The organism is Flavobacterium sp. KACC 22761 (assembly GCF_034058155.1).
Taxonomy (GTDB): domain Bacteria; phylum Bacteroidota; class Bacteroidia; order Flavobacteriales; family Flavobacteriaceae; genus Flavobacterium.
In genome coordinates this window covers 3,206,549-3,232,893 of the sequence record NZ_CP139148.1, presented here as the reverse complement: position 1 = coordinate 3,232,893, position 26,345 = coordinate 3,206,549, and the positions used below count along the sequence as shown (strand labels likewise).

At 34.1% G+C, this 26,345-nt stretch carries 19 protein-coding genes; 3 read left to right on the top strand and 16 right to left on the bottom strand.

What is annotated here, in order from left to right; translation table 11 throughout:
* Nucleotides 1–25 precede the first annotated feature (25 nt).
* The 3 genes from SCB73_RS13960 to SCB73_RS13950 are packed head-to-tail and all read right to left on the bottom strand — an operon-like array spanning nucleotide 26 to nucleotide 1,789.
* Nucleotides 26–460: a hypothetical protein gene (locus SCB73_RS13960; protein WP_320566828.1), complete on the bottom strand. Its 435-nt coding sequence runs from the start codon at nucleotides 458–460 to the stop codon at nucleotides 26–28.
* A gap of 48 nt (nucleotides 461–508) precedes the next feature.
* On the bottom strand, nucleotides 509–1,012 hold the full coding sequence (locus SCB73_RS13955) for a hypothetical protein (protein WP_320566827.1): 504 nt from the start codon (nucleotides 1,010–1,012) through the stop codon (nucleotides 509–511).
* Nucleotides 1,013–1,024: 12 nt separating this feature from the next.
* Nucleotides 1,025–1,789, bottom strand: coding sequence for an MBL fold metallo-hydrolase (locus tag SCB73_RS13950; protein WP_320566826.1), 765 nt, complete (start codon nucleotides 1,787–1,789; stop codon nucleotides 1,025–1,027).
* A 90-nt stretch (nucleotides 1,790–1,879) separates the two neighbouring features.
* On the opposite strand from SCB73_RS13950, the gene SCB73_RS13945 reads away from it, so the two are divergent.
* On the top strand, nucleotides 1,880–3,340 hold the full coding sequence (locus SCB73_RS13945) for a TonB-dependent receptor (protein ID WP_320566825.1): 1,461 nt from the start codon (nucleotides 1,880–1,882) through the stop codon (nucleotides 3,338–3,340).
* A gap of 162 nt (nucleotides 3,341–3,502) precedes the next feature.
* Here SCB73_RS13945 and bcp read toward each other — a convergent pair whose 3' ends face one another.
* The gene (gene bcp / locus SCB73_RS13940; RefSeq protein WP_320566824.1) at nucleotides 3,503–3,955 is read right to left on the bottom strand and encodes a thioredoxin-dependent thiol peroxidase; all 453 of its coding nucleotides are present in this window, start codon (nucleotides 3,953–3,955) and stop codon (nucleotides 3,503–3,505) included.
* 296 nt (nucleotides 3,956–4,251) lie between these two features.
* Between bcp and SCB73_RS13935 the strand changes: the two genes are divergently transcribed.
* The gene (locus tag SCB73_RS13935; RefSeq protein WP_320566823.1) at nucleotides 4,252–4,899 is read left to right on the top strand and encodes an endonuclease III domain-containing protein; all 648 of its coding nucleotides are present in this window, start codon (nucleotides 4,252–4,254) and stop codon (nucleotides 4,897–4,899) included.
* A 127-nt stretch (nucleotides 4,900–5,026) separates the two neighbouring features.
* On the opposite strand, the gene SCB73_RS13930 is transcribed toward SCB73_RS13935, so the two are convergent.
* The 9 genes from SCB73_RS13930 to SCB73_RS13890 form a co-directional block, all read right to left on the bottom strand.
* The gene (locus tag SCB73_RS13930) at nucleotides 5,027–6,088 is read right to left on the bottom strand and encodes a tetratricopeptide repeat protein (RefSeq protein ID WP_320566822.1); all 1,062 of its coding nucleotides are present in this window, start codon (nucleotides 6,086–6,088) and stop codon (nucleotides 5,027–5,029) included.
* A gap of 502 nt (nucleotides 6,089–6,590) precedes the next feature.
* Nucleotides 6,591–6,734 (bottom strand): hypothetical protein, encoded by a 144-nt coding sequence (locus SCB73_RS13925; RefSeq protein WP_320566821.1) that lies wholly within the window; start codon nucleotides 6,732–6,734, stop codon nucleotides 6,591–6,593.
* 50 nt (nucleotides 6,735–6,784) lie between these two features.
* Nucleotides 6,785–7,369 (bottom strand): RNA polymerase sigma factor, encoded by a 585-nt coding sequence (locus tag SCB73_RS13920; protein WP_320566820.1) that lies wholly within the window; start codon nucleotides 7,367–7,369, stop codon nucleotides 6,785–6,787.
* Between the two features lie 292 nt (nucleotides 7,370–7,661).
* Complete coding sequence (locus tag SCB73_RS13915; RefSeq protein WP_320566819.1) at nucleotides 7,662–8,420, bottom strand: glycoside hydrolase family 16 protein; 759 nt, start codon at nucleotides 8,418–8,420, stop codon at nucleotides 7,662–7,664.
* An 81-nt stretch (nucleotides 8,421–8,501) separates the two neighbouring features.
* Nucleotides 8,502–10,172 (bottom strand): glycoside hydrolase family 16 protein, encoded by a 1,671-nt coding sequence (locus SCB73_RS13910; protein ID WP_320566818.1) that lies wholly within the window; start codon nucleotides 10,170–10,172, stop codon nucleotides 8,502–8,504.
* 11 nt (nucleotides 10,173–10,183) lie between these two features.
* Nucleotides 10,184–11,797, bottom strand: coding sequence for a PKD domain-containing protein (locus SCB73_RS13905; protein ID WP_320566817.1), 1,614 nt, complete (start codon nucleotides 11,795–11,797; stop codon nucleotides 10,184–10,186).
* An 11-nt stretch (nucleotides 11,798–11,808) separates the two neighbouring features.
* Nucleotides 11,809–13,308 (bottom strand): RagB/SusD family nutrient uptake outer membrane protein, encoded by a 1,500-nt coding sequence (locus SCB73_RS13900; RefSeq protein WP_320566816.1) that lies wholly within the window; start codon nucleotides 13,306–13,308, stop codon nucleotides 11,809–11,811.
* 11 nt (nucleotides 13,309–13,319) lie between these two features.
* Nucleotides 13,320–16,385, bottom strand: coding sequence for a SusC/RagA family TonB-linked outer membrane protein (locus SCB73_RS13895; RefSeq protein ID WP_320566815.1), 3,066 nt, complete (start codon nucleotides 16,383–16,385; stop codon nucleotides 13,320–13,322).
* Nucleotides 16,386–16,626: 241 nt separating this feature from the next.
* On the bottom strand, nucleotides 16,627–19,422 hold the full coding sequence (locus SCB73_RS13890) for a triple tyrosine motif-containing protein (RefSeq protein ID WP_320566814.1): 2,796 nt from the start codon (nucleotides 19,420–19,422) through the stop codon (nucleotides 16,627–16,629).
* Between the two features lie 193 nt (nucleotides 19,423–19,615).
* On the opposite strand from SCB73_RS13890, the gene uvrA reads away from it, so the two are divergent.
* Nucleotides 19,616–22,411 (top strand): excinuclease ABC subunit UvrA, encoded by a 2,796-nt coding sequence (gene uvrA / locus SCB73_RS13885; RefSeq protein WP_320566813.1) that lies wholly within the window; start codon nucleotides 19,616–19,618, stop codon nucleotides 22,409–22,411.
* Nucleotides 22,412–22,555: 144 nt separating this feature from the next.
* Here uvrA and SCB73_RS13880 read toward each other — a convergent pair whose 3' ends face one another.
* The 3 genes from SCB73_RS13880 to SCB73_RS13870 all read right to left on the bottom strand — a co-directional run bounded on the left by SCB73_RS13880 (nucleotide 22,556) and on the right by SCB73_RS13870 (nucleotide 26,293).
* A complete protein-coding gene (locus tag SCB73_RS13880; protein WP_026729185.1) occupies nucleotides 22,556–22,855 on the bottom strand; it encodes a hypothetical protein in 300 nt (99 codons plus the stop codon).
* 244 nt (nucleotides 22,856–23,099) lie between these two features.
* On the bottom strand, nucleotides 23,100–24,728 hold the full coding sequence (locus SCB73_RS13875; RefSeq protein WP_320566812.1) for a mechanosensitive ion channel family protein: 1,629 nt from the start codon (nucleotides 24,726–24,728) through the stop codon (nucleotides 23,100–23,102).
* Between the two features lie 95 nt (nucleotides 24,729–24,823).
* Entirely contained in the window at nucleotides 24,824–26,293 is a 1,470-nt protein-coding gene (locus SCB73_RS13870; protein WP_320566811.1) for a lipopolysaccharide biosynthesis protein, read from the bottom strand.
* Nucleotides 26,294–26,345: the final 52 nt, after the last annotated feature.

The following is a 26,345-nucleotide window of genomic DNA, read 5'->3' as shown; positions in this document are numbered from 1 at the left end:
GAGACTGAGACTGAATACTAAAATTTTATTGTCCCGTATAAAGTATCTTTTCCCCTTTTTTCAAAACATATCCTTTCCACGGAATTAATTGCCAATCGCCATTTATCCAAGAATCACCTTCTGCTTTTCTTTCTAAAACAATAGATTCTTTTTGAGTGTCTAAAAAAAGTTCGGCTTTATTTCCGTCAAAAATCACGTAGGAAACAGTAGAATACGTTTTTCCATCATCAGCATGATTTAATCTTGTGCTATTTTCAAAAACTCGAATACATTTTTTTCTCAAAACCGACCAAGTATAGCCAGCTGAAGCTTTGCAACCATGCTCATCTGAATCAGCTCCAACGATAGCTTCTTTTTTCGGTTCTTTTACTTCTTGCGAATCTGACTTTTCTGGCGAAACTTTTTTAGCACAAGAAAATGAGCTAACCACAATAAATGCAACTAAAATAATCTTTTTCATAATCCTATAGTTTTTAAAATTGGACAAAAAAAATAGGATTATAAAATCCTATTTTTGATATAACCAACTTTGATTTACTTCAAATGTAATATTATCATCGTTATCTACAAAATATTTTAACAAGACTTCTCCCCATAATTCGCCATTGCTATAATCTGCAATAATCCATCTGTGGTTTAAAATTTTAATTTTATTGATGATAAACTTCTTTCCATCAATCATATCTTGTCCTGTATATGGATTTCCTTTTGGACCAGCATTTAAGTCCAATAATTTCTCTTTTACAACAGGAATCAATTTTTCGTATAAAATCACTTTTCCGCCAGAAGCGCTGTTGTCAAAGTAATTTTGAGCATTTTCATTGTGCTCTAATGAGAAATAATCGGCTTCAGCTAGTTTTTCAGTAACTAAATTTATACTGTCTCTTAGTTTCTTAGTTGTTTTATCGTATCTCTCCTTCTCAAATTTCACTTCACCGCTATAAAACGTATAGGTAAAAACGTTCATTAATATTGCCAGGAGAAAAAGATAAAGCATTAAGGATTTTTTCATTTTGTGGTATAATTAAATTGTAATTTCTAAATTGTCATAAGCCAGAAAAACATTTTCTGGAAGTGTTTTTTGTACTTCTTCATGAAAACCCAATACATGGCTGATATGCGTTAAATAAGCTTTTTCAGGTTTGACAAGATTTATAAAATCAAGCGCTTCCTGCAAGTTAAAATGAGTATCGTGAGGTTCAACGCGAAGTGCATTTATAACCAATACTTTTAAGTTTTTCAGTTTTTCAATTTCAGCATCTTCAATTGTTTTAACATCGGTCAAATAAGCAAAATCGTCTATGCGATAACCAAAAACCTGCAAATCGCCATGCATGACATTAATTGGAATTGCCAGTTTATCGCCAACAGCAAAAGCCTTATTGTTTTCAACTTCGATGGTTTTGACACTCGGCGCTCCAGGATATTTGTTTACGGTCTCAAAAACATACTCAAAACGGCGTCTTAAATTTTCAATGACACGTGTGTGTGCATAAACAGGAATTTCACCTTGTCTGAAATTAAACGGACGAATGTCATCCAATCCAGCAGTGTGATCTGCATGCTCATGCGTGAACAAGATAGCATCCAGTTTTCGACAACCGCAGGAAAGCATCTGCTGTCTAAAATCAGGACCACAATCTACAACATAAGAATGCTCGTCCCACGATATCCAGATGGATACTCGGAGCCTTTTATCCTTAGCATCAGTGCTTTTGCAAACGGGATGATCAACCCCAATAATCGGGATACCTTGAGAAGTCCCAGTACCTAAAAAATAGACCTTCAATTGAACTTAATTTTTTTACAAAAATAGGATTATTTCTCTTTCATTAGAAGCCTAATTTACTAACTTTGTAACAAATCTATTTAAAATAAAATGGGTACAGAAATAAAACTCAAAGGTGACAAGGTCATCGAACAGATTCCTTCTATAAAAGACAAAGCGTTACGCATTAACTTAAACGAGAATATTTACGGAACATTTGCCGAAATTGGCGCTGGACAAGAGACCGTTAGGCATTTTTTCAGATCCGGAGGTTCGTCGGGAACAATTGCAAAAGCGATGTCTGCCTATGACAAAGATTTTAGTGATGCCGTTTACGGAGTTGAATCTGACGGACGCTATGTGACAGAAAATCGACTAAAAAAAATGTTGACGTTTGAAGGTGAATTGATCGAAGAACGTTTAAGTCGAGAAAAACACCCTAACAAACTTTTTTTCAGCTACGCCAATACAGTAGCAACCATAGATTTTGCCAAGCAATTTAAAGGCCACGGATGGGTCGGAATTAGATACCAAATCGAACCTGACGAAGCTTACAACGAAATTATACTTCATATTCGTTTTAAAGAAACAGATGCCCGTTTACAACAAGAAACTCTCGGAATTTTAGGTGTTAACTTAATTTACGGTGCATTCTACAAATACAATGATCCAAAACGTTTATTGCGTTATTTATACGACCATTTAGACAAAGATCAGCTTGAAATTGATACCATCAACTTTTCCGGACCTCGTTTTGCCGATGTTGACAACCGATTAATGAGTTTACAGTTGGTTAAAAACGGAATGACAGACGCCGTAATGTTTAACCCAGAAGGAAAGAACGTATTGCCGGCTGCTGTTTTGTACAAAAAGAATCTTTTGGCTTTTAGAGGAAGTTTTCGTCCTGTAACGAATGTAAACCTTGACATGTATGAGAAATCATTAAAAATGTTTCTCAGCGAAAATAAAGTTGACAAAGACAATACTTTAACCGTTTTTGAAATTACACTTTCGAACCTGCGTTCTGATGGTGAGATTGACGAACGTGATTTTATGGACAGAGCCGAATTGCTTTGTTCGCTAGGTCAAACGGTTATGATTTCGAATTTCCAAGAATACTATAAAGTGGTTGAATACTTCTCTAATTATACTAAAGCCCGTATGGGATTAGCAATGGGAGTAAACAACCTTGTAGATATTTTTGATGAGAAATATTACCGTCATTTGAGTGGAGGAATTCTGGAAGCTTTCGGGAAATTATTCTACCGAGATATGAAAGTATTCTTATATCCTATGTTGGGCGAAGATGGCGAAATTATCACTTCAGACAACTTAAAAGTGCATCCTCGAATGAAAGAATTATACAAATTCTTTAAATTCAACGGAAAAGTAGTAGATATTAAAGATTATGACCCAAATATCCTAAATATTTTCTCTCGTCAAGTATTAAAAATGATTGGCCAAGGACAATCCGGATGGGAACCAATGCTTCCTTCTGGAGTTGCCGAAATCATAAAAGAACATCATCTTTTTGGATATCATCCACAGAAAGAGCTAGAGCAAAATTCTTAATATAAAAAAGTCCCTTAATTGGGACTTTTTTTATTAGTATTCAGTCGCAGTTTTCAGTCGCAGTTTGTCAGGCTGAGCGAAGTCGAAGCCCACGTTCCAATTGGAGTGCCCTTCGACTTCGCTCAGGGTGACAACTGAAAACTGAAAACTGCGACTGAAAACTTATTTCAAAATCTGATCTGCGTGTTCTTTTGTTTTTACTTTTTCGATTACCTCATCGATAATTCCGTTTTCGTTGATTACGAAAGTGGTTCTGTGGATTCCGTCGAATTCTCTTCCCATGAATTTCTTTGGTCCCCAAACTCCAAAAGCATTTATAACCGATTTGTCTTCATCTGCCAATAAAGGAAACGGTAATTCATATTTTTCTTTGAATTTTGTTTGTGCTTTTTGGCTGTCGGCACTTACGCCAAGAAGTTCATAATTATTAGCCTGAAAACGGTGAAAATTATCTCTTAAATCGCAAGCTTCGGCTGTGCAACCTGGTGTACTTGCTTTTGGATAAAAGAAAACTACTAATTTTTTCCCGGCGTAATCTGCCAATTTATGTGTTTTTCCTTCTTGATCAATTCCCGAAAAGTTTGGCGCTTTATCGCCTGCTTTTAATGTTGTCATATGTTTTATTTTAGATTTTATACTTTAGAAAAAAGAATAAAGAGCAAAGAGCAAAGAACAAAGACGACTCATAACTCATAATCCATAACTCATAATTCATAACTTTTTTCATGCCCCAGATTGCAGTGAAAACCCCGGAGTTGTGGCAGTTTACATTTTTTGTATTTAAAAAGCGACCAAAGGAAGCTCTTTTAAATACTTAAAAATGTTGCTGGCACAATGAGGAGTTGAAACGGAAAGCTGGATTAGGCACATCATCAAAAATACACTATTTTTACGACTCTAAAAACACCGAAATGAATAAAGAAGCTCGTGTACAATTTGTCATCGATACATTAAAAGAACTCTACCCTACTATACCTGTACCGCTAGATCATAAAGATCCTTATACTTTATTAATTGCTGTTTTGCTTTCGGCACAATGTACAGATGTTCGTGTGAATCAAATTACACCTTTGTTGTTTGCAAAAGCTGATAATCCGTATGATATGGTGAAGATGTCGGTGGAGGAAATCAAGGAAATTATTCGTCCGTGTGGCTTATCGCCAATGAAATCTAAAGGAATTCATGGTTTATCTGAAATTTTAATCGAAAAGCACAATGGCGAAGTACCTCAAAGTTTTGAGGCACTTGAAGCTTTACCGGCTGTTGGACATAAAACGGCGAGTGTTGTAATGTCACAAGCATTCGGCGTTCCGGCTTTTCCGGTTGATACGCACATTCATAGATTAATGTACAGATGGAATCTTTCGAACGGGAAAAACGTTGCGCAGACAGAAAAAGATGCTAAAAGATTATTTCCGAGAGAATTATGGAACGATCTTCATTTACAAATCATTTGGTACGGACGCGAATACTCACCCGCGCGTGGCTGGAGTTTAGAAAAAGATATCATCACCAGAACTATAGGAAAGAAATCCATAATCGAAGAAATGACAAAATAAAAGGCGCAAAGATTTTAAACCTTTGCCCCTTTATATTTTTTTTTAATGGCCAATTAGATAATTAGATAATTTGCTTAAAACAACTATTATAAATTATCTAATTATCATATTTTCTAATTATCTAATTTTACATTCCAGCTTTTAAAGCATTGTATTCATTTGTCATATCAAGAGACCTGTAAACTCCTAAAAGTGTTTTTGTTACATCTGGATTTTTAGGCTCTATTGTAAGCGCTTTTTTAAGATATGGGATTGCACTTCTTGCAATATCATCTTTTTTAGCATTTAGCTTGTCATATTGCTGCATTTCTTTTGGAGTTGTTCCCAAGTTTGCAATTTCATCAGCTATTGCCTTTTTTTGCTGCAATTTCAAATATGCAAGGTTAATGTAAGCATCAATATAATTAGGATTCATTTCTAAAACATAATTGTATATCGCTTCTGCTTTAGCATAATCTTTATTCTCCATATAAGAATATGCTAAGTTGTTATTTACATCAATTCTTTTTGAAGGAACTGATTCCGTTCTTGGTTTCTCATAAAGGCCTTGATCAATTGCTGATTGTCTTGCTTTTGGAGAAAGGAAAGCATCTTCTTCTTTTGTCTTTTTATTTGTAGCATAATAAAGCACGCCACTTCCCGAATAATTCTTTTTCTTTAGTTCTTCGTAATATTTAATAGCCGAATTATAATCTTTAGCGTTTATAGACGACGAAGCTGCGTTGTATAAATTCAGCGTGTCTTTTTTGTCAAACAAATATACTTTATAGCTTTTCTCTGCACTTTCTTTAAATTTTCCCGCTTTGAAATCGGCCATAGCACCGTTTACCAAGTTCGACTTCATGTCTTTTAAAGCGGCACTCGCTTTTACGGTAAATTTGAACTTTCCAGATTCATTTTCAAACAAAAACACATCTTGATAAGCTTGTGATGCAAGACTGAAGTTGTTTGCTGCATCAATATTTTTACTGGCTAAATCCTTATATACATTTCCTTTCAAAAAATAAAAATCAGATTTATCCTCATCCGGCGCGTTTATGATAAGATATTCGGTCTTGTTTAAAATTATTAGTGCTTCTTGTGAATTACCTTTATCAAAAAGAGACTGCGCATCTTTAATTTGTGCTTTTTGGGCATATGCTCCAACATTTATCAATAGTATTGATAAAATCATAAATTTCATTTTCATTGTAGATCAAGTTTGATTGTTAAATAGATTGGGTTCTTTTCGTAAACAATTTTGCTGGTTTTCCAAAAATTGGACAAAATTGCATTTTGATATCCTTTTGTATGGATTCAAAAATCATCAAACTGAATAATTAGCGAGAGTAGTTTTTTATCATATTAAATATTTTTGAGAATTAAACATTTTCATTTTATCACTTTTTAAAAAATCAAATTTTAACAGTATTTACATTATAAATAACATTATTTATCATTATTTTCTGCAAACATTTTATTTTTTTATCTAAAATAGAATTAAAAACTGAATACGCAATAAAATATTATTATTTTTTTATTTAAAATTTAACTTTTTTTTAAAGTGTCGATTCGCTCAAAATTTTAAATTATTTAAAAACAGACAAAAAAAAACTCACTATCAGTATTTTACATACTGAAGTGAGCTTTAAACCAAAACGACCATTTGGCTTTTTTATTAGCGATAAACTTTTAGCGTAATTGCCAATTGCCTAATTTGCTATAATATCAAAGTTTCTATTTTCAATTTTCACAACAGTCAATGCCTGTGAATAACTTAGTAAAAAAGAAACTACTTCTTTTTTAGGTTTTAAATTTTTAGAAGCTAATGCTTTTTTAGAGTAAATTTTTGCCATACTATAGAGATATTTATATATAGTATAACGGGTTAATAATCAAATTAGTATTAGTTGGTTAAAATAATTTGATGTTTATCTATTATTTTTCTCAAATTCATTAATGCATAGCGCATTCTTCCTAGTGCTGTATTGATGCTAACATCCGTCAACTCTGATATTTCCTTGAAACTCATGTCTTGATACATACGCATTACTAGCACTTCTTTTTGATCGTCTGGAAGCTCTTCGATTAATCTTTTTAAATCAACTTCGACTTGATCCAGAATCATTTTGCCTTCAATTGTCAGCGAATCGTCAGACATTACAGAAAAGATTGAGAATTCTTCGGTCTCTCTATACATTGGCATTTTCTTGGTTTTACGGAAATGATCTACAATCAAATTATGTGATATACGCATTACCCAAGGCAAAAATTTGCCTTCTTCGTTATAGGAATTACTTTTTAAGGTTTTGATCACCTTAATAAAAGTATCTTGAAAAATATCATTTGAAATATCTCTATCAGCAATCTTAGAATATATGAAACCATAAATCTTAGATTCGTGCCTTTTGATTAATGTCGACAGCGCAACTTCATTGCCATCGATATAATTTTTCACTAACAGAGCGTCTGGAATGTGCAGATGAGCCATAATACTACTTTTTTAGTTTTTAATTTGGAGTAATTTTCTAAAAAGTAATTTTATTGTATAGGCTTCTCTTTTTTTAGTTATGTTAATTAAGTGACCAAATTTAACAAATAATTATTTTAAAAAGCAAATAAAACGCAGAATAATTAACAATAAAAACTTAAAAAATAGACACATAAGTTAATTTTTACTGGAAAAGGCCGTTAAATCAGCAAATTATTTGCATTCACAAAAAGACATAAATTACTTACAATTAAGCAGTTAAAAATAATTTATGTCTTTTTAAAACAAAAAACTATTGATACACGCGCACGTAATCGACATAGTACTTTTGTGGAAAGATTTTATCATCAACTTCTGGTCCTCCAAAATTTCCTCCTACAGCTAAATTGACAATGATATAAAAAGGTTTGTCAAATGGCCAAGTATCTTCATTTTTTACTGGCGGATTAAAAGTGTACACCAATGTTTTATCTACAAAAAAATCCATTTTTTCTTTTGTCCATTCGATTGCAAATATGTGATAACCTTCTTCAATATTAGGATAAGGCGTTCTTTTGGTATTGATCGTATTTCCATGGCTGTCTTGCGTATGTAGCGTTGTATAAACCATTCCGGGATCGCGTCCTATATATTCTAAAATATCAATTTCTCCTGCTTTTGGCCAATGAATTTCATCAATATTAGCTCCTAGCATCCAGAATGCTGGCCAAATTCCCTGACCAACAGGCAATTTTGCTCTGGCTTCAATTCGGCCGTATTTAAATTCTTTTTTGCCTTTAGTCGTTATTTTTGTCGAAGTATATTTTGCACCTTCTTTTCTGGCTTCTATGACTAGATTTCCATCTTTAAACTCATGATTTGTTTTGGTATAAACCTGTCTTTCATTGTTTCCAAAACCGCAAAGATTCGGACAACCGTCGCCTATTTCAAAATTCCAATCTTTTTCATTCAATTCTTTTTTATTGAAATTTTCTTCCCAAATGAGTTTTCTTTTTACTTCCTGCGCAAAACAAGCACTGCTGATCAACAGCAACATAATTACCTTTTTCATAGTTTCTTTTAAAATTATAAAAATTGAGAAGGCCAGCCTAAACTGACCTTCTCATTTCATTCTTACTAATTAATTTATACTCTATTGGTACACTCTAACGTAATCAATCTCCATAGAAGACTGCGTGAAAGCTGCATCAATATTACCGCCAAAGCTACCTCCCATTGCGACATTCAAAATTAAGAAAAAGTCTTTGTTGAAAGGCAAACTCGCATCATTAGGAACCGAATGAATTAACTGATCATCTACATATATTTTTACAGCTTCAGGACTCCAGATTGTTTTATAAATATGGAATTCTGTCGAAACATTTGCAATCGTTTTTGAACCAGTATTAGCAGTTCCACCTGAATGTCCAGGATAATGAAGCGTACCATGAATTACATTCTGGCTGTTTCCTACATGCTCCATAATATCCAATTCTCCACAAGCCGGCCACGCATTTGTAGCATAGTTTGCTCCAAGCATCCAGATCGCTGGCCAAGTTCCGCCACCAATTGGAAGTTTTGCACGTACCTCAACTTTTCCGTAGGTAAATTTATATTTCCCTTCAGATTTCAATCTAGCTGAAGAATAATCAGCCCCTCCTGACGCTTCTTTTTTAGCTGTAATTTTTAAATTACCTCCCTGAACAATTACGTTTGTTGACGAATTCGTGTAATTCTGTTTTTCATTATTTCCCCATCCGTTGTCGCCACGTCCTAAATCGTAAACCCATTTTGAAGTATCTGGCGCCCCATCAGTATTAAATTCATCAGACCAAACTAGATTTGTATAATCCTTATCTGGTGTGGTTGGAGTTTGACTTGGTTTTGTAGTCGTAAAAATGTGATACCAAGCCAATGATGCATTTCCGCCCATAACAGCTCTTACTACCATTCTGTTAGCCGTAATCGATAAAATCTCATACGAACTCTGACCAATATAATACCCCATAAATCCGCCATCTGAAAAGTTCATCATTGTTCCTCTTGTTTGCGTTGCATGATTTGGATTTTTCATTACCACAGATTCTGAAGGACTCAACGAAACTGTTTTTTTGCCTGAAGTATCATAAGCCAAACAAGCATCAGAACCTGAGCTTCCTCCTCCTACGCTTTCGAAAGCGGCGTTAAAGAATGTTGCGCCACCATTGTTTAATTGGAATTTAAGCTGGCCACTTTCTAGAGAGAATGTCAATTCATTTTCATATAAACAGCTGCTGGTTGGTGAACCTGCTTTTTCCCAAGGTCCAGCCTGATAATAGTTTCCATAATAGTTTTTAGTTGCATCACCATCATTTTGACCAACTCCTAAATGTCCAGCTTCTGAAGCCGACCAATACCATTTTTTAGAAGTACCGCCAGTCAAGAATTGTATAGCTTCAGCATCACTAAAATCACTTCTAACTGTAACATCTGTTGTTGTTGTCGTGCTTACGCCACCTTTTCCAGAAGCAATTACAGTTACCGTATAGGTATTTACTCCTGTTTTTGTAAAACGTTTTGTAATTACTCCGTTTGGAGCATTATCAGATGTTCCGTCACTATACACATATTTATAGGATATTGCACCATCAGCTTTAGCTGTAAATTTTACCGTTCCTGAACCGTCTCCGTTTGGAGCTGCAGTAGTTTTACCAATAATCTCAGCCGTAACTTTGAGATTTGTTGGTGAGTCAATTGATCCAAAAGTGAAATCATCATTTTGACATCCCATCATCAAGACAATCGCAAAGAAGGATACTATTTTTAAAATTATTTTTTTGTTCATGATTTCTCGTTTTAATTGGATTGTTTAATGTCATCAAAGTAATATGTCGCTCCCGTTCCTGTTTGACCAAAATCTGGGAACAAAATCACTCTGTCGTATTTGATGCTAGAATTGAAACTTGCTGCACTTGTAAGGTCAAAAGTTAAAATCTGCCAAGCATTTGCTACTGTTGTTGATGCATGCACTTCAAAATTTACGCTTGGGTTTCCGTTTCCGTCTTTTGGCGATGTCGAAAGCTCCATTTTGTATAAAATATCAGCACCAACTTTTGGCGACCAAACGGCTACTTTTACTTTAGTTCCTTTTGAGAAATCTGGTGAAGCATCAAGATTCAAGCTAGCTCCAGCCCAAGTTTCTGCACCTGATTTTTTCTCCAATTTAACTACTTTATCAGATACGTTTGCTCCTGTTTTGTCTGGATTTGTTGTCATTGAAGCAATAACATTTCCAAATCCGCCCCAGTTATAAGCAAGATTAGCAGATTCAAAATCAATAGGCAACGCAATTGATTCTGCAGGTGCTTTGTAGAAATAAATATTATCAATAAATACCGTTCCTCCTGCCCAAGGCGTTCCAACAAATTTCAATTGGAAAATTTTATCAACCGTTAATCCTTGGCTTGTCCATGCCGAAATTGGAATATCAATACTTGTCCATTGATTTGCAGTAAGATCTTTTACGACAGGTTTTTCTGAAGGTCCAGTCTGAATCAATGAAGTCTCAATTTTTTGTAAATCAGCTGTCCAAACGTCCATGTGTAGATATTCCATTTTAGAAACATCTATCGTTACATTGTCTGCTAATGCAATTCCTTGGTAGCTTAATTTGATATAATTCAGCATTTTATCGCCATTCAGATCAAACTCTGCCCAGCTACTTCCTTGTCCTGCTTGTCCCCAGTCTGGAAAATAATTTGTTCCTGCAACATTGGCATATTTTGTACCATAAATAGAAATAACATCAGCTGGCTGTCTGTTAGGAGGCGTTGGTGCAGATGCCGAAGGCGCTACAACCAGTTTTGCTATAACTTGAGCTGTATATTCAGTTGTTTTGATTGCAGCACTTTTTGAAACAACACGAACTGTATAAACGCCAGCTTCCTTATATGTATAGGAAACAGATTCACCATTGTTTGCCGAAACTGGGTCTGGTTTTCCAGCTTCTCCAAAATAAACGTCATAAAACAAAGCAAAATCTGCAGTTGCTTTAACTGTCACTTTTTTCGAAACTGATAAATCATTTGTGATTTCAACAACCAAATTTTCAGGAGCTCTAAATGAAACGATAACATCTTTCGTCACTTCAGTTGTTTTTCCATTAACATTCATTGCAGTAATTTTCGACTTATAAGTTCCTTCTTTATAAGTATGTGTTACAGTTCCGCCAGAAGGAATATAAACCGACTCCGGAGTTCCATCACCAAAACTGATTTTATATTGTGTTGCCCCTTCTCCCGTCGGGATAAAAGTTACTTTTCCTGTATTGTCTTGTGTAACTGTTGTCAGCGCGGACACATTTGTTGGCGCCGCAATACTGTCTAAATCAACATCAAGAGCATCATCGTTTGCGCAACCAATTAGCGTTGCCAAAACGAAAAGATTTACTATTAAATATATTTTTTTCATAATTGTGTTTTTTAGTATCCAGGATTTTGTTGCCAGTTTCCGTTTGAAAATTGAATTTCTTCAATTGGAAGCGGGAATAATTCGTTTTTGTTAGCTGTAAAACCTGGTATTTTACCAACCGCTTTTCCAGTTCTTACCAAATCAAAGAAACGATGTCCTTCGCCAAAAAGTTCCACTCTTCTCTCAGCATAAATAAAATCGGTCAAAGCCTGTCCTGAAGCTGTGATATCGTGATTGTTATCTCCAAAAGCTCTTCTTCTTACCTGATTTAAATACTCTCTTGCTTTTGCATCATTATTTCCTGCACGACTGTAAGCTTCAGCCGCCATCAATAAAACATCAGCATAACGAATGGCTCTGTAATTATTTGGATTTGTCAAATTCAAATCTCCAGCAGCAGCTGCGCTTCTTTTTCTTGGAAGATATTTTCTGTTGAAGTAACCCGTATCTTCATTTCCTTTTCCGTAGCTTACCCCTTTTCCTCCATCATAATTAGAATTTGCAGCAGCAAAAGCAACAATATCTAAAATCGCAACATCTTTACGTTTGTCACCTGCTTCAAAAGCTTCGGCGCTTTCTTTTGTTGGAATATTAAAACTGAATCCAGAAGAGAAAAGTGGGCCAGAATAATTTCTGACACCGCTAAATCCAACAGCTACGTTACCTTCACTACATTGCAGACAACCAAATCCAGCACCTTCAATATCTGTATATTGCACTTCAAAAACAGATTCAGCATTATTTTCTCCAGCTTCTTCAAAAATTGAATTGTAATCTGATACTAGAGAATATTTTCCTGAAGTAATTACACCATCTAAAGCTGTTGCTGCTTGAGCGAATTTATTTTCATACAAATATGCTTTTCCTAGAAGCGCCAATGCAGCACCTTTTGTAGCACGTCCTTTTTGAGAAGCAATTGGAGATAAATTAGCAGCCGCAAAAGTCAAATCGGCTTCGATTGAAGCAAAGACTTCTTCCTTACTTGAACGCGGTATTGTTTTTTCATCTCCAATTTTAAACCTCGCATCGCCTTTCATCGGAATACCACCAAACCATTTCACTAACTCAAACTGATAGTATGCTCTTAAAAAACGTGCTTCGGCTATAACTTGTGTTTTTCCTTGAAAATCAGTCTTATCCTTAAACTCAAGAATATAATTGGCTCTTTGAACACCTGCAAACATCCAATTCCAAATATCTCTTAAATTGCTGTTTACTGGAGTATGAATCATATTGTCAATTTGTTGCCAACCAATTACGTCTGTTGGGCTTTCTCCCCCACATAAGGTATTGTCTGAAGCAATTTCACCCAATATGACATTTGCATACGATGATTGCAATAGATCATAAGCGGCAACTAGTGCTTGATTGTAATCTTCTTTTGAATTGAAATAATTTTCAGAATCGATAGAATATTCTGGTGTAGGATCTACGAACTCATCCGAACATGAAATGCATAATGTCGAAAACAGAGTAAGCGTTATAACGGTTGTGTATAAATATTTTTTCATTTTAATTGCAATTAAAAATTAAAGTTTAATCCCATCAAATAAGTTCTAGGAATTGGATAGAAACCGTAATCGATTCCTGCACCAATTGGCGACTGAGAAACATTATCACGATTTCCTGGACCAAATGATGCACCCGGATCAAAACCTTTATACTTTGTAAATGTGTATAAATTATTTACCCCAACGTAAAGTCTTAGTTTTGTAAGTCCTGCTTTTTGAGCCACATTTGGATTAAGGGAATATCCTAACTGAATATTTTGGATTCTGAAATAAGACGCATCTTCTACAAAATAATCAGAAAAAACATTGTTTGCTGTTGCTCCAGTCGTAACTCTAGGCGTTGAATTTGTTGATCCTTCGCCTGTCCATCTGTCTAAAACATAATTTAAACGATTGGCATCAGAAAGTGTTCTTTCGTAATTTCGAACCATGTCATTGCCAACAGACGCAAAAGTGTACATGGCAAAATCAACATTTTTGTAATTCATCTGAATATTGAAACCCATTGTTGCAGATGGAATTGGATCGCCAATATTAGTTTTATCATTTGTATCGATTTTTCCATCTCCATTTACGTCAACAATACGAAGATCACCAGGAGCTGCATTTGCACCTAAAGCTAATTGAGAAGGATGCGCGTCAATTTCTGCTTGATTTTGAAAAACTCCATCTGTTTTATATCCGTAGAAATAACCAATTGGTTTTCCAACTTCCATGCGTGAAGGCGCTGGCTGACCAACACCAAATGCTCCTCCTTCAATAAATCCTGTACCATTATTAACTTCTTGTACCACATTTTTAAGGAAAGTGACATTATAACTAACAGCGAAATTGAAAGAATCAGAGAATTTGTCTTTGTAATCAATTGCAAATTCAAAACCTGAGTTTTTAACCGATCCAGCATTTAAAGTTGGAGCACTTGCGCCCGGAGCGCCTGTTCCGTTAATTCCTGAAACTGGGATATTTGGCACCAATAAATCTTTTCTGACATCATTGAAATAATCTGCTACGATATAAACTTTGTCGTTTAAGATTTTCATATCCAAACCAACATCGAATTTTTTCGCTTCTTCCCATTTTAAATCCGGATTTGGAACTTGTCCTGTTGAACTTCCATTTACAATTGCACCGTCAAAAACATAGGTCGCTTCACCGTTCAAAAGTCCTAAATAACCATAATTCGGAATCTGATCATTTCCTAACGTTCCGTAACTAGCTCTTAGTTTTAAGAAATTGATAAACTTAGGCTCTCCAAAAAATTCTTCCTTAGAAACAATCCATCCACCTGTAACAGATGAAAAATATCCGATTTTATTTCCTGGACCAAATTTAGTCGAAGCATCACGACGCGTCATTCCAGACACTAAATACTTTTCTTTGTAATCGTACTGAAGTCTTGCATAATATGACAACCTTCTTTGGTCATAATTATAAGAACTATTTGTCAATGTTTCTGAAATTCCTTTTGTTAAAGAAATATCTGCGAATTGCCATGAGTTGTTCGGAACATCATAACCCGTTGCTGAAAGTCCATTACCCCATTCTTTAAAGATTGTTGTCCCTAAAGTTCCTGTAATATTATGAGCATCGGCAATTTTGGTTGTATAAGTTCCAAAAAGGTCAAATGAATAATTATTATCATTTACCGCACCTTGCGTAACCGAACTTCTTTGTACATCAAAAACTTTTCCGCCGTAGCTTATTTGTGGATTAAATGTTTTTGACTCACTGTTTGAAGTATTAAAACCTATTGCGCTTGAAAGCGTAAATCCTTTGAAGATTTTATAATCTAGTCCAAAATTTCCGTTGATTTTCTTGTAATTGTAATTGTTGTAAGAATTTGCAATTTGTGCCAATGGATTAATGATTTCATTTCCTAATCCTGTAGTATTTGGCACAAGCGTAAAACTGCCGTCTGCATTATACGGACTTAAAGTCGCCGGAACGTTTAACGCATTAAACAATACAGATCCTAGACCATTTTCATTTAATGTTTTTCTGGTGAAATAGGTGTAGATAACATTTGTTCTTAACTTGATTTTACTGCTTAAATCAGCGCCTAAACCAATTCTTGCCGTATTTCTTAAATACCCTGATTTATCGCCACCAACAATTCCTTCCTGATCTAAATGCGATCCACTGATGGAATACGTGATGTTTTCTGAACCTCCAGAAATAGTTAAATCATTATTAATAATAGGTGCACCTTTCTGGAAAACTTCGTCTTGCCAGTTTGTACCTGTTCCTAGTCCGCTCACATTTGGATAAGGAAGCGGTTTTCCGCCATTTGCATAACTTTCATTTAATAAAAGTGCGTATTCTGTGGCGTTTAAAGTTGGAAGTTTTCGAGATGTTTCTTGAAATCCTGCGTAGCTGTTGAAAGAAACTTTTGTTTTAGAATTCTTTTTTCCCATTTTGGTTGTCACCAAAATAATTCCGTTTGCACCAATTGTCCCGTAGATTGCCGCTTGAGCATCTTTTAAAACGGTAATGGTTTCAATGTCATTTGGATTTAACAAACTAAAATCTCCCACATAACCGTCAATAATAGCAGTTGGCGAGTTTTGTCCGTTTGTAGCAATACCACGAATACGAATATCCAACCCTGCACCTGGCGCACCAGATTGTGTAGTTACATTCACACCCGAAACCGTTCCTTGTAAAGCTTGTTCAATTCTGGCCGGTTTCAAGATGTCCAGTGTTTTACTGTCAACAACAGATACTGCTCCGGTAATTTCTCTTTTTTTCTGAGTACCGTAACCAATAACCACAACTTCTTCGAGTGATTTTGCGTCATCAGCCATTTTTACAGTCATTTTGGTTCCAGTAACGGCAATTTCTTGCGTTCTGTATCCTATATAACTGAATACAATTGAAGCCCCTTTTGAAACTCCGGTTAACTTAAAAGATCCGTCAAAGTCTGTGGTTGTACTTTGCGACGAACTTTTAACTTTTACATTTACGCCAGGCAATGATAATCCTGACCCATCTACTACCGTTCCGCTTACATCAATTGATTGCGCAAAGGCAAATGATGTGCACAACGATAGTACAATTAGTAACAATTTCGATTTCATAATTAGTTAGTTTTTATTGAAAGATAAATTTATTCGTTCCGATTAGGAATCCGATAAATTTAACCTCAACAAAAAACATACATCATAAAAAAACTGTTAGTAATTTTAAGATATCGCAAAATACAACTCAAAAAAGCTAGTAATTACGAATGTTAATTTCTTTAACATTTGCTTTACAAAAACCCAACAAAATCATAATGTTGTGGTAATGTATAGTTTTTTTGAGCTTATTTTTATTTTACTATACAGCCAAAATATATTCAACTAAACCGTTTTCGTGCTGCAAATCCATTTTTTTGCGCAAACGGTATCTTTTAATTTCAACACTTCGGACCGAAATATTAAACAGTGGCGCAATCTCTTTTGAAGAAAGATTTAATCGAAGATAGGCGCACAAACGAAGGTCATTTGGAGTCAGAAGAGGATGTAATTGTTTGATGCGTTTTAAGAAATCCTTATCTGCATTATCGAAAGCTTCTTTAAATACATTCCAAGAATCTTCTTCAGTAATATTTTTATTAATCGTACTGATCACTGATTTGATATTTTTCCCTTCACCCGTTTTCTGCAAATCTTCTTTGATAAAAGCCAACAATTCATTTTTACTATTTAAACTCATTGTAGAAACTGCCAATTCTCTGCTTTTCATATCGACATCTTGAGAAAGCTGTTCATTTCTGAGTTTCATTAATTGCTGTTCGTTTTCTAATTCTTTTATTTCAAGCAAAAGATTATTTTCTTCAATTAATTTTTCTTTTTGCTTTTGATAATAATTTCTGTACGCTTTATTAATAAAATAAGCCATCGCAAGCATCAACAGAAAATATATAAAAACAGCCAAATTGGTCAAATACCAAGGTTTTGAAATTACAAAAGTGTAAACGGCCGTGTTTTCAAGAATGGTGTTGGCGTATTTCGCTCTAACTTTAAACGTATATTTTCCTGGTGAAAGATTTTTGAAATTCACCGTCGCTTTTGTACTCCACTCGCTCCATTCATTCTGAAAACCTTCCAATAAGTATTGATATTCTGTATTGATGTATTTATTGTACTCCGGAACCGTATAATTTAAAGTAATATTGTTGTCGTTTGAGTGAAAACTTCCTTCTTCTCCAATTGCAACATCTTTCAAAACTTCATTTTGCTTATTTATCGCAATACCTGTGATATTAACTTTGTAATTTTTAAAAATCAAATCGTCAATATTTAAAGTATAATAACCATCTGTTGTACCAATTAAATAAGTCGATTTAGAAATTTGAGTAATGTTTTCATACCCAAGCATCGAATTGGTCAGAGATGCCGGAATCGGAATGACATTTTGTTTCAGCTGATTGCTGAGTTTGCTTGCCGAGAAATAATGGATATAATTTTTAGAGAAAAGCCAAATTTTATTGGATTTATCTGTAATTAACTTGCCAGAAGTATATTCATCTTTTTCAAAAATTGAACTCAAAAGAGCGTCTTTTTCAAATTGTCTTGTTTTTGAATTCAACTTGAAAATACCGCCTTTGTAAGCGTAATAAATTGCATTATTGAATTTGGTCAAACTCGCACGTGTACCATTTTTAGGCGATTTATACGTGTAAAAACCATCCGTTTTTTGCAATGAATTGTCAAGTTTCAATCTAAAAATTCCTTTGTATTCGTGGCTTACATAAATTTCTGAACGATTTGCAATTTCAAAATAGCGCGAAGAATAATCGAATCCCTGAATTTTATTTCGAAATGCCCATTGATTATTGATTTTCTCCAAAACCGAAATTCCGTAATAATTTCCTTGGAGCAATAAATTTTTATTATTTGGAGAAGGTTCAAATTTCCAAGTTCCCGAAGCAGAGAAAATACTTCTGGCTGTATCATTTGTCACGACAAAAGTTCCAGAATCATGCCCGCAAAAAAGTGTGTCCTCATAAACAAAAAGTGACCAAACTTGCCCTTTTGTTCCATTTATGAATTTAAAATCACTATTGCTTTGAAGCGGTCTGCAAAAAAGTCCCTGATTTGTTCCAATGTATAAAATTCCTTTATAAACCGCCGAGGCATAAACGGTTCCCAAAACGCCCGAATCGTCAGTAAAACTATGTACAGGCGATTGCATATTAATACAATTGATTCCGTTGTCAAGTCCCGCCCATAAATTTTGGTCTTTATCTTCAAAAAGTGACAAAGCCGTATTATTACTCAAACCTTTGCTTTGCGAAAGATGATATTTTAATTTCCCTTTATCTGATAAAACAAAAATTCCGTTTGAAACCGTTCCTAAGGCAAAACTCCCATCTTGAAGTCGCTGACTGCTATAAACAAAACTCGATTTTAATTCTGAATCAACATCAGTAACAAAAGGCGTTAACGTATTTCCAACGAGTTTATACATTCCGTCGAGCTGTGTTTGAAGTAACAGTCCTTCATCAGTTGTAAAAATATTGGCAATTGTAAATTTTTTAAGAATTGGATGGTCTGAAACCAATTTGGCTTTGCCACTTTCAATTTCAAAAAGACCTTCCTTCGAGGTCTGAAAGTATATCGCATTTTTTGGTGCAAATGATTTGACAACACCATTTTTGGGAGCGATTATTTTGAATTGTCCTGTCTTTGTATCGTAAATGTAAATTCGGTTTAATGACTGAAACAAAATCCATTGATCGTACTTTAATATATTCCAAAATTGCTCATCGTCGAGAATCTTTCCTTTTATCTTGTCACTTAACGAAGTATATTTTAGCTTCCCATCCGATTTTCGCGTCCAATAACCAAAATTCATGTATGTTCCTGTATAAATCTTATTTCCAATGACTTTTACAGATCGCAAAATCGTTTCGTTCGGCGCCGGATACAATTGCCAGTTTGTACCATTATATTCCAGAAGCCCATCGTTATTTGCGAAATATAAATAGTTCTCATCATCTTGCGAAATCATCCAACTTTGATTTCCAGCACCATAAACTGAAGCCGAATATTTTACAATTGGCGGAAACTCTTGTGCAAACAAGAACAAACTCATTAATAGAAAAAGGGCAGAAAGTTTTGTTTTCAATTCCAGTAAAGTATTAATTTATTATAAAAACAGTTCTAAAATAGCTTATTTTATATAGAAATAGCAAGTTTTTAGTAAAAAACCTTACTGCCAGAAATCAAGATTTGCTTGACGAATTAGTTAAAATTTGGAACAATCTCGTTAACTAAACTCAATTCAAAATTGATTACTTTTGTAAAAATTGACTTTTTTTATGCAAATTGATCTTTCTACACTCGACCCAAAGCAAAATATCATCATTAAAGGAGCACAAGTACATAATTTAAAAAATGTAGATGTTGCGATTCCGCGAAATAAACTTGTTGTGATTACAGGGCTTTCAGGATCGGGGAAATCCAGTTTGGCATTTGACACTTTATATGCCGAAGGACAACGCCGTTACGTAGAAAGTTTATCATCATATGCGCGTCAGTTTTTGGGTCGTTTGGATAAACCAAAAGTTGAATATATAAAAGGAATTGCACCAGCAATTGCAATTGAGCAAAAAGTAAATACTACAAATGCGCGTTCGACAGTTGGAACGTCCACTGAAATCTACGATTACATCAAACTTTTATATGCCAGAATTGGGCGCACTTTTTCTCCGATTTCGGGACAAGAGGTCAAAAAAAATACCGTTAGCGATGTTATTTCGGATGTGAAATCATTAGAAATTGACAGTAAATGGCTTTTATTGGCTCCAATTCATTTAGAAGAAGGAAGACAGCTTGAAGATAAACTTAAAGTACTTCTACAACAAGGCTTTGCGCGTATTTTAGTTGATAATGAAATGGTTCGTTTAGATGATTTTACAGCTTCTGAAATGCATTCGCTTGACAATAAAGACATTTTATTGATTATTGACCGTATTGTTGTAAAAGAGGAAGAAGAATTCTACAATCGTCTTGCAGATGCTGTACAGACTGCTTTTTTTGAAGGAAAAGGAATTTGTTTTCTTCAAGAATTGGGATCAGAAAAGCGTTTTTCATATTCCAATAATTTTGAACTTGATGGTATTACTTTTTTAGAGCCAAATGTTCATTTATTCAGTTTTAATAATCCATACGGCGCTTGTCCAGTTTGTGAAGGTTACGGAAATATTATTGGCATTGACGCCGATTTGGTAGTTCCAAATACTTCTTTATCTATTTTTGAAAGCGCAATTTATCCTTGGCGCGGAGAAAGTATGAGTTGGTATAAAGATGAATTGGTAAAACATGCCTATAAATTTGATTTTCCAATTCACAAACCTTATTTCCAACTGACAGATGATCAAAAAGATTTGATTTGGAAAGGAAATCAGTATTTTCAAGGTTTAAATGATTTCTTCAGAGAGCTGGAAGAAAAAAATTACAAGATACAAAACCGCGTAATGTTGTCGCGTTACCGCGGAAAAACAAAATGTCACGCTTGCCGCGGAAGACGTCTTCGTGAAGAAGCTTCATACGTAAAAATCAATGGAAAAACGGTTTCAGAATTAGTTGATTTGCCAATCAGACATTTGGTTACTTTTTTCAAAAATATCGATTTGAATGTTTATGAAGCACAAATCGCAAAACGTTTGATGGTGGAAATCAACAATCGTTTGTCGTTTTTGACAGAAGTTGGCTTGGATTATCTTACTTTAAACCGAAATTCGTCAACGCTTTCTGGAGGAGAATCACAGCGTATCAATCTTGCCACTTCGTTAGGAAGCAGTTTGGTTGGTTCAATGTATATTTTAGATGAGCCAAGTATTGGTCTGCATCCAAAAGATTCAGAACGATTGATTAAAGTTTTGCTTTCGCTTCGTGATTTAGGAAATACTGTAATTGTGGTAGAACACGACGAAGATATCATGAAAGCAGCCGATATGATTATCGATATTGGTCCAGAAGCGGGAACTTTTGGCGGAAAATTAATGGCTCAAGGAACTTATCCTGAAATCCTGAAATCTGATTCGCTTACTTCTAAATATTTGAATGGCGATTTAGAAATTTCGGTTCCAAAAAGGAGACGAAAATTCAAAAATCATATTGATATTATTGGTGCAAGAGAAAACAATTTAAAAAATATTGACGTTACTTTTCCATTAGATGTCTTAACGGTTGTTACAGGAGTTTCTGGAAGTGGAAAAAGTACTTTGATCAAGAAAATCTTGTTTCCAGCAATGCAGAAAAAACTGGAAAGCGCTTCTGAAAAAGCAGGACAATTCAGTGAAATAAAAGGTTCTTTTTCTCAAATAAAACATATTGAATATGTCGATCAAAACCCGATTGGAAGAAGCTCGCGATCAAATCCTGTAACTTATATCAAAGCGTATGATGATATTCGGGATTTGTATGCCAAAGAAAAACTATCGAAAATAAGAGGCTATCAAGCCAAACATTTTTCTTTTAATGTTGATGGAGGTCGTTGTGAAACTTGTAAAGGAGAAGGCTCAATAAACGTTGAAATGGTCTTCATGGCCGATGTTTCGCTTCCGTGTGAAACTTGTGGCGGAAAACGATTCAAAAAAGAGATTTTGGAAGTTACTTTTGACAACCAAAACATCAACGATATTCTGACCATGACTATTGATGATGCGATTGCTTTTTTCGAAAAAAACAAGCAGTCTAAAATCACTCAAAAATTACAGCCTTTACAGGATGTTGGTTTAGGATATGTGCAATTGGGGCAATCTTCCTCTACTCTTTCGGGAGGTGAAGCACAGCGCATCAAATTGGCTTCGTTTTTAGTGAAAGGTGCTACAAAAGACAAAGCTTTATTTGTGTTTGATGAGCCAACAACTGGACTTCATTTTCATGACATCAAAAAATTATTGGCTTCGTTTGATGCTTTAATTGAAAAAGGACATTCTATAATTGTTATTGAACACAATCTCGACTTAATAAAATGCGCAGATTGGATTATTGATCTTGGTCCTGAAGGCGGTGAAAATGGAGGCCATTTATTAGCAACGGGAACTCCCGAAGATATTGTGAAAGTAAAAGAATCTGTTACGGGAGTTTATTTGAAGGACAAGCTTTAAAAGAGGTTCTGAGACACTATCCCGAAGCTATCGGGACTAAGTCTTTTTAGTTTTGTATTTAGGTATAAAAAAAACAGCCATTTTTAGTGGCTGTTTTTTTTTAAGTTACTTCTGCTTATAACTTACGGCATACGGCCTATAGTATTAAGCGACTAAACATCTTTCTTCAAAAGGAACACCATCTTCATCGATGGCTACTAATATTTTTTTCTGCTTTGAAGCTTCTAAAGTAAGATAAAGCCACGCAAACGACCACAATCCTAAAGTCAAGCAAAAAATAATAAAATTCAAACCATGATTTACTGCTTTTCCGCCTTTTGAAAGTACTGCAAAAAGTAATTCATCATTTCTTTCTTCTAGTGTAAATCCATTATGAACTTTGTTTGAGATCATATTGGAAAATACTTGTAAGCTTTGTTCTTGACTAAGTGGATTGCCTTTCATAATCATTAATTAAGTTAAAAGATTATTAAATACTACTACAATTACTTAACACTTTTCAAAATTTGAAAAGCATTTCAATCTCAATAAAACTACAGAACTTCAGCTTTTATTGCTGTATGAATTATATTTTTTATCATTCCTGACAAATCATTGCTGAATTCTTAGCTAAAGTTACTTTTAATAAAATTAATTGCAAAGAGAAAATATGTTAAAATTTCAAACTTAACGACTTATTACCAATGCCTTAACTCTTATTCTTTATATTAAAAGGAGGCGCTTCATAATCGGGATTTAGATTTTCTGGTGGAATAGTTGTTGCATTTCCGTCACGAAGCGCATTGTAATGAGGCGACATGATTTCGATTCCAGCAGCATTAAATGAATCTTGAATATTTTGATGCAAAGACGAATAAATTCTAGGCTGTTTTGTTGGCTCTTTTGTATAAACATTAATTTGATAAGAAACATAAAAATCATCCAGGCTTGTTTGAAGAACAAAAGGCTCTGGTGTTTGCTCTGTCAATTCTGTTTTAAGTGCAGCATCAATCAAAGCTTTGTGAATGTCTTTCCAAGGTACATCATACCCAATTGTTACTGTAGTATGAATAAGCAATCCGTTTGTAGAATGCCTTGTATTAGCAGAAAAATTAGTAGAAGTACTGGATAATACAGTTGCATTCGGAATTGTGATATCTTCAAACTTTGGCGTTCTGATTCTGGTAACCAAAGCCGTTTTTTCAATAACTTCACCGCTCACATCGCCGATTTTTATAAAATCGCCAATTCTAAAAGGCCTCATATAGGTTATGACCAAACCCGCAACCATGTTTGCAATTGCGTTGGAGGAACCTAATGAAAACAAAATACCAACAAATACTGAAACTCCTTTAAAAATATCCGAATCTGATCCTGGCAAATAAGGAAAAATGATGACCAGCATAAACGCAAACATCAAAAATCGGATAATATTGAATGTCGGCATTGCCCAATCGCTATAAAAACCATCAATTTTTATTTTCTCCTTTTTAATTTCATCAAAAAAGAATTTGATTATCTTGATCGTATATCTGAAAATTACGATTATAACGATAATTGTGATCAAACTCGGCAAGAAATCAACAAAACCCATAACTGCCAATTTTGCCGGAGTTAGGATCCAACGCAATAAAGTTGTGGTATAAGCTTCAGTTGCAGGGAAAATACTGAACAAAACCGGAAGAGAAAGATAAACTATAAAAATCAAAGTTATCACCTTGATAATACTGAAAACTTTCATCATTAGAAATTGTTCTTTTTCTGCAGATAAAATACTAATCTTATTATAAAAAAATCCTTTGAAATACTTGTCTTTTCTATTTAAGATTCGGATTCTAACCCAATTGAAAATTTTGCTGACTGCATACAGTACAAGAACAATTATAAAAATCAACAATGCAGTATATCCAAGTCTTTTTGGAAGTTGCGAATAATTTTCATTTTGATAAACAATCGCTTTTTTAATCAAACCAAGATTTCTTTTTGCAATAATGGCAGCAGTCTGATTTTCGACTTTTGCATCATTGTTCAAAACAGACATGATAATTAAATCATTTTTATAAGTAATGTCTTGAGAAATATCAGATTGGACAATCTTTAAGGAATCAGGATCTAAAAAGGAATCCTCATAAAGTTTTTTAATCTTTTCAGTAATGGTACGTGCCCTATTTTCAGCAGAAAACGATCCAACGTTATTATAAACATAAAACAGAGTATCTTTAAAAGGACTTACAGGATATCCTTTTAGCTTCTGGCTATGGGTCTCTTTTTGAGCAAAAATAAATGGGGAAGATAAAACAAAACAGAAAACTAAAAAACATTTGAATTTACTTTTCATAATTCATTAGAAATAAATTGGTTATCCTTTCTAACAAATATAAAAACAAAATAGACTCAAATCTAAATTAGTTTTAATTTTCTCATAAAATCAAATTAGATTTTAATTCTCAGTTTTCTCAAAACATCATCAATTACTTTATTGATATCAGGTGAAATATTGAATTTATAATTCAGATATACATAAAGGATCGTAACCAAAATAGATTTTAAAGCAATACTGATCAATTGGAAAAATGGAAATTCCCAGAAATAAAACACTAAAAACAAAGCAAATGTCAACAATGCTGAATAGATCGTTTGCTTTGTAAAAGGATATAAATCCAATTTTTTAACCACAAAAAGCAATTTTGCCAAACTATATAAGGTTATAGACAATAATGTCGCAATAGCAGATCCCAAAATTCCCAAAATTGGAATAAAAATCATATTTAAGATCACCGTCAAAACCACAAGCATCAAACCTAAATACAATACCATTCGGTAATATTTGGTATTAAAGATAATAGCGTTGTTGTTTCCTAAAATCAAGTCAAAGTATTTCGATAATCCAATCATAAATACAACAACAATTCCGCCACTGTATTCTTTTGGTACTAATTCATAAAGCTGATTGATGTTTACAAATATGCAAAGCATCACAAATCCGCCCACGATTTGCAAATTAATAGACGTTTTTTTGTAAAGCGAATTCAATTCGTCGTGTTTATTTTCATGCATCAGTTTTGCCGTAATTGGGTAAACAATTTGATGCATCGCGCGACTCGGAACTGAAATTACCAAGGCAATATAAGTTGCAACCGAATAATAAGCGATATTTTCGATTTTCATGTATTGATTCAACATCAGTTTGTCGCCGTCCAAAAGCAAATTGGCAACACTTCCCGAAAGAATAATGTAAAATGTATATTCCATTACTGCTTTTACATTATCAGGAATGGTTATTTGAAAATTCGGTCTTTTGATATAAAAAGCATAAAACATTGTAATCAGAAATGCAAAAAAGTAGATTCCGGCTGTTATATAGACAAAACCAACCAATGAAATCCAATTAAAATACAAACCTATCAAGGCAACAGTCGAAAGCAATCTTAACCCAACTTCTTTGATGAAATTTCCAAAAACAGAATGCATATGAACTCTCGCCCAGGCATAAAAAATCTCAAAATAAGCCATGCAAATTCCAATAAACGGAATCAAATACATAAACTCTTTTACGACAGGGTTTTTCTTGGTCACAAAAGCCGTTATATCATCAAAGAAAAATATCCCGATTATCCCTAAAGGAATACACATCAAAATGGGAAATAAGGCTGTAAAAGATAAAAATTGCTCTCGTTTTTCTTCTGTATCATACTGCGAATAAAACTTGACCAATGTATTTTGCATTCCAATGGCAAATAAAGGCATGATCACATTTGCCGCCGATGTGATGTAATTTGTTAATGCATAATATGTTGCACCCAAAAAAACTGGATACAAATAAAGTGTATTAATGGCTCCAATAGCGAAACCTATGTAGGTTATGATTGTATTTTTAAAAGATTGGTTTAAAACAATACCCATTTCTTGATTGAAGAGTTTAGATTGTAGAGTTTAGATTTTTGATTTCTGCTCT

What these genes read in the sequence shown, in the direction of transcription:
- SCB73_RS13910 (WP_320566818.1), bottom strand. Translation starts at nt 10,172, where the DNA reads ATGAACAAAAAAATAATTTTAAAAATAGTATCCTTCTTTGCGATTGTC.
- SCB73_RS13905 (WP_320566817.1), bottom strand. Translation starts at nt 11,797, where the DNA reads ATGAAAAAAATATATTTAATAGTAAATCTTTTCGTTTTGGCAACGCTA.
- uvrA (WP_320566813.1), top strand. Translation starts at nt 19,616, where the DNA reads ATGCAAATTGATCTTTCTACACTCGACCCAAAGCAAAATATCATCATT.
- SCB73_RS13895 (WP_320566815.1), bottom strand. Translation starts at nt 16,385, where the DNA reads ATGAAATCGAAATTGTTACTAATTGTACTATCGTTGTGCACATCATTT.
- SCB73_RS13870 (WP_320566811.1), bottom strand. Translation starts at nt 26,293, where the DNA reads ATGGGTATTGTTTTAAACCAATCTTTTAAAAATACAATCATAACCTAC.
- SCB73_RS13955 (WP_320566827.1), bottom strand. Translation starts at nt 1,012, where the DNA reads ATGAAAAAATCCTTAATGCTTTATCTTTTTCTCCTGGCAATATTAATG.
- SCB73_RS13920 (WP_320566820.1), bottom strand. Translation starts at nt 7,369, where the DNA reads ATGGCTCATCTGCACATTCCAGACGCTCTGTTAGTGAAAAATTATATC.
- SCB73_RS13880 (WP_026729185.1), bottom strand. Translation starts at nt 22,855, where the DNA reads ATGAAAGGCAATCCACTTAGTCAAGAACAAAGCTTACAAGTATTTTCC.
- SCB73_RS13915 (WP_320566819.1), bottom strand. Translation starts at nt 8,420, where the DNA reads ATGAAAAAGGTAATTATGTTGCTGTTGATCAGCAGTGCTTGTTTTGCG.
- SCB73_RS13875 (WP_320566812.1), bottom strand. Translation starts at nt 24,728, where the DNA reads ATGAAAAGTAAATTCAAATGTTTTTTAGTTTTCTGTTTTGTTTTATCT.
- SCB73_RS13930 (WP_320566822.1), bottom strand. Translation starts at nt 6,088, where the DNA reads ATGAAAATGAAATTTATGATTTTATCAATACTATTGATAAATGTTGGA.
- SCB73_RS13900 (WP_320566816.1), bottom strand. Translation starts at nt 13,308, where the DNA reads ATGAAAAAATATTTATACACAACCGTTATAACGCTTACTCTGTTTTCG.
- SCB73_RS13935 (WP_320566823.1), top strand. Translation starts at nt 4,252, where the DNA reads ATGAATAAAGAAGCTCGTGTACAATTTGTCATCGATACATTAAAAGAA.
- SCB73_RS13925 (WP_320566821.1), bottom strand. Translation starts at nt 6,734, where the DNA reads ATGGCAAAAATTTACTCTAAAAAAGCATTAGCTTCTAAAAATTTAAAA.
- bcp (WP_320566824.1), bottom strand. Translation starts at nt 3,955, where the DNA reads ATGACAACATTAAAAGCAGGCGATAAAGCGCCAAACTTTTCGGGAATT.
- SCB73_RS13960 (WP_320566828.1), bottom strand. Translation starts at nt 460, where the DNA reads ATGAAAAAGATTATTTTAGTTGCATTTATTGTGGTTAGCTCATTTTCT.
- SCB73_RS13945 (WP_320566825.1), top strand. Translation starts at nt 1,880, where the DNA reads ATGGGTACAGAAATAAAACTCAAAGGTGACAAGGTCATCGAACAGATT.